General features: G+C 62.0%; 4 protein-coding genes. All 4 read right to left on the bottom strand.

Annotated elements, in window-relative coordinates; all coding sequences use genetic code 11:
* On the bottom strand, window positions 1-503 hold a 503-nt coding region (locus ACTIAO_RS17320), incomplete at its 3' end, for a nucleotidyl transferase AbiEii/AbiGii toxin family protein (RefSeq protein ID WP_441907315.1).
* A gap of 91 nt (window positions 504-594) precedes the next feature.
* Window positions 595-1,551, bottom strand: coding sequence for a type IV toxin-antitoxin system AbiEi family antitoxin domain-containing protein (locus tag ACTIAO_RS17315; RefSeq protein WP_441907314.1), 957 nt, complete (start codon window positions 1,549-1,551; stop codon window positions 595-597).
* A gap of 149 nt (window positions 1,552-1,700) precedes the next feature.
* Window positions 1,701-2,273: a hypothetical protein gene (locus tag ACTIAO_RS17310; RefSeq protein WP_441907313.1), complete on the bottom strand. Its 573-nt coding sequence runs from the start codon at window positions 2,271-2,273 to the stop codon at window positions 1,701-1,703.
* A gap of 109 nt (window positions 2,274-2,382) precedes the next feature.
* Window positions 2,383-3,902 (bottom strand): DUF4012 domain-containing protein (locus ACTIAO_RS17305; protein WP_441907312.1); only part of this gene is annotated, 1,520 nt, incomplete at its 5' end.

The following is a 3,902-nucleotide window of genomic DNA, read 5'->3' as shown; positions in this document are numbered from 1 at the left end:
GCCATGATGATTCGGACGATGTCGGCAAGGTCACGGTATCGGGTTGACGTACCTTTTCCGGAAACCCCGTGCTTCTCATACAGGGCGCAGACTTTGTCGGCCAGATGATTTTCTACGGGGATCGTTGGCACTTTCGGCAAGCCGTTCAGTGACTCGTCGTTGATGATGCGCTTTAGCGCGACTTGGTCGACGGGCGCATCAGCGTGACGACGAGTTGTCAGGTCGATGCTGAATTTCTCGAAAGTGGCTCCTCCAAGAGTTGCTTCTGCTTGAAGCTTCGCAGTCAGAGCGCCATACCCGTCATCGTCGGGCGCGGCGTGTGGTGTGATGCTCTTCAGAATGAAAGCGAAGTCGCTCTTTCCTTTACCGACAGCCAGTAGCTTTCGCAGCTCGTCAACGACAGCCGCTGGGGACTCCCATCCCTCTTCGCGAGCGAGGTCTACGTCGCGGGTGAAACGACCGCTTCCTGTACGAATGAGTAACGCATTTCCGCCGAGCAACACCCAAGGAACATCGTCTTGGTGGAAGAGCTGTGCGAGAAAGATAGTGAAGACGTACTGTTTGCGTACGAAGTCGGTAGCGACCCCGCGGCGGTTAGCTTCGTTCTTCAGCTTCGCGGATAGGGAGGCTCTGCGTCTTGCGATATCTAGCGCTGGTACTGCCATCGGAGAGCGCCTTTCGAATACTGCGGTTGAAATCTGTTGCCAGCTCGGTGGGGAATCTGATGCTACTTCTGAGGACAGAATCCACAGCGTCTTGAAGTTTCGCGGCGACGTCCGGCGACAGGTGAATCTCGGACCCAGCGATGTCGAGTCCGTCGATGCGGATGCGAGACAACAACTCGCGCCCGTGTGAGAGCACCTGCTCCACCTGAGAGGTGAGAAGGGTATCTGCGAGATCGGCCGCCTTCAGGTCGATGCTCGAGGATCGAACCATCTGGGTAAGCAGATCTTTTCCGCTGTCTGCGCCGAAGTGGGCGGCGTGAGGGCCCAGCGCATGCGCTACGTCAGAAGCGCGTACCTCTGGTTTCTCCAAAGCGTCACGTACTGCGTGAGTGAGATGATCAAGATCGAGCTGATCCCTTGCGAGGTCACTCAATGTCCTGAGCACGGTCGTGACGGGAAGACCATCGATGATGGTGACCTCATCGTTGGCCAGTGCGCGTCGCCTGAACCGCACGTCCGATTGTGTGCTCTGGCGCCTGTTAGCAGACGTGAATTCGTGTCTGTGTGCGATGACATCGCCCAGACCATGGACTCCCGCAGCGGAAGGCCCGGAGACGATAACGGCATCACCTGATTGAGTGCGTTCAGTCGCCGCCTTCTTCGGATCTGTCGCGAGCCAGGCTGCCCGAACGTCTTGAAGCGGACCATGTGGTGCCGACGGCAGGGCGTACACCCCGTGTCGTACCCTTTGGAGGGTGCCGCTCTCGGTCAATCGAATGAGCATGTTCCGTGTGATGCCGATGGCGGAAGCTTGCGCGGTCGTGACGAGGTTCCACTGGTTGGATCCCAGGAATTCCAACGCCGCGAGCGCATCTAAGGTTCGCATGTTGCACCTCCTCCGACTCGTTACTTGGATAGTACCGCGTTCGTCGGTACTATCCAAGTACTCGGCGCGCACCAGCGCCTCGCCCACCCAGGAAACAACGATGGCCGCGACTCCCGAGGGAGTCGCGGCCATCGCCGAGTAAGACTAGATCAGACTGCGTCAGCGTGCTGCTTGTTGCGGCGCACTGCCGTTGCGACGGCGATGCCGCCACCGACGAGCAGGAGCGCTCCGCCACCGATCCAGAGGGTGAGCAGCGCGTCGCTGTCAGCACCTGTGGTGGCGAGGTCCTTGTCGCCGGTTCCGGTTCCGGTTCCGGTGCCGACCGTGACCGTCGCCGAGACGCCGACCGGGTTGGAGTCCGAGGTAGCGAGGATCGTGTAGGTGCCCGAGGCGTCGGCCGGCAGTGTGACCTGCACGTTGTCGAGGCCGCCCGAGGCGTTCGCCGTAGCGGAGCCGAGAGCCTTGGTCTGCACCGCGAACTTCACGAAGCCGAGGGTTGCGCCACTGGCGTTCTCGCCGGTGATGCTGATGTTGACGGGCTCGCCGGCGACGAAGACATCGGCGTTGACATAGAAAGTGAATGTGCCACCGGCTGCGACGGTCGAGGTGCTGACCTGGCCGGTGGGCGGTGGCGTGTAAGCCGATGCTGCTGTCGGAACGGCGAACATTGCGCCGGCAACGATCGCTGCGGCTACCGCGGCCCTCGTAAACGTGTGCTTCATGAGTCCCCTCCGGACTGTGTAGATACTGCATCGGCAAGCACAGAGCTGCCGCAATCTCTCATACGTCGGCGCACTTGGGGAGCTCCAACGTCAATCATTTCCTTATTGATTATTGAGGAAGTTCACAGGCAAATGCAAATGCAGAGTCATTCTGATCATGAATTGTGGGTGTCATCCGCGTAACGATCTGATTACTTGCGGTCGCGTTTGCCCGAATATTCAGGGTGATCTCTTCGCCGGGTGCGAGTTGCGTCTTCCAGACGATGACCTGCCGACCGGCATCCGTTCCGCCGCCGAGCCCTGGATTCTCCTGGCCAGGGACGGATGCTGACTCCAGCGTGGCGCCCTCGGGCAGGTACACGTACGCCGTCGTTTCGACGATGCCGGGCTGGACACCGTAATAGCCGCCGCCCGTGATGTAGCGGGGGAGATCCGCCGCATCAGCTGGCGCATTGTTACGCAGCGTGACCGTGAGAGCCGCATCGCCGGGGGCACACCAGCCGGCGGCGCTTTCGGCCTGCATGTAGTAGTCCATCTTCGAACCGGTGCCGTCGTTGAGGTAGACGCCGAATTCGGTGACGTCCGGGTCGAGCGGTCCGAGCACGCCCTGCAGCGTGGTGCCATCGAGAATCGCCTGCTCTTCGGGCACCGCATTCCACACCATGAGTCGGCCCTCGTCGCCTGCGCGCCCGAGCGCCGAGACGAGTGTGACGGGGTCGGTGCCGCCCGCAGTCAGCGCCGAGAACACCGAGCCTGCGGCTGCGGCGAAGAACAGGTCCTGCTCGTCGGGATCTTCGTAGCGCAGGTAGACCTCGTTGAGCAGCAGCTGCACCGCGTTCGCGCTGTTCAGCTCGTCGCCGGTGGGCAGGGTGAGAGGCCCCGTCGCCTCGAGCAGGTAGGAGAGTGCAACAGGGTCGAGCGAGAGTACTCCATCGATGGCGGTGCCGGTCTGGCGTTCCCACATCGCCTGGATGATCGGTGCGTCACGGGTGAAGTCCGGAATCTGGGTGACGTTCTGCACGTAGGTGGCGGGCTGCGTGCCGAAAAGCCGCAGCTCCTCATCGGTGAGCGGCACGACGGGGGAGTCGTAGTGCGGAAAGTCCTGTGACGATGCCTGGCTTGCGAGCGTGATCTGGCCGTTCTCGGTGTGCACGAGCACCATCGCGCCGACGATGCCGCCGAGCGAGCGCCATTCGGCGTTGTTCTGAAAGACGATGAGGTAGTTGCGCGGTCCGTCGGCGCCGAGCATGGCGGGCAGCAGCTGGGTGGTGCGGTTGAGCGCATCGGCTCCGGTGTGCACCTGGGTGAGCAGGCCAGAGACCTTGTCGACGGCCTTTCGCAGGGGTGAGACGAGGGGAGTGGTGTCGATGTCGTTGATCACGGATGTTGCGGCACCGATGCCCGAAGCACCAGTGCTGGCCGCATCTTGCAGGCTGGTGAGGACGGTCAGGTCGATCGCGCCGTTCTGGGGTCGGATGCTGTCGAGCGAGAACGATGCTGCCGCAGAGGCGAGTGGCGCAAGCGACTGCGACGCGACGTTGTCGAGTGCGCTCGCGACCGTCGAGAGAGCGGCCAGCTGAGGCCCGACCCAGGGCAGTTTCTCGCCGGCCTTCCAGATGATGTCGTCGG

This window comes from Microbacterium sp. (assembly GCF_052099035.1).
Classification (GTDB): domain Bacteria; phylum Actinomycetota; class Actinomycetes; order Actinomycetales; family Microbacteriaceae; genus Microbacterium.
Note: the sequence above shows the minus strand (reverse complement) of the source record. Positions and strands in the feature narration are given on the sequence as shown.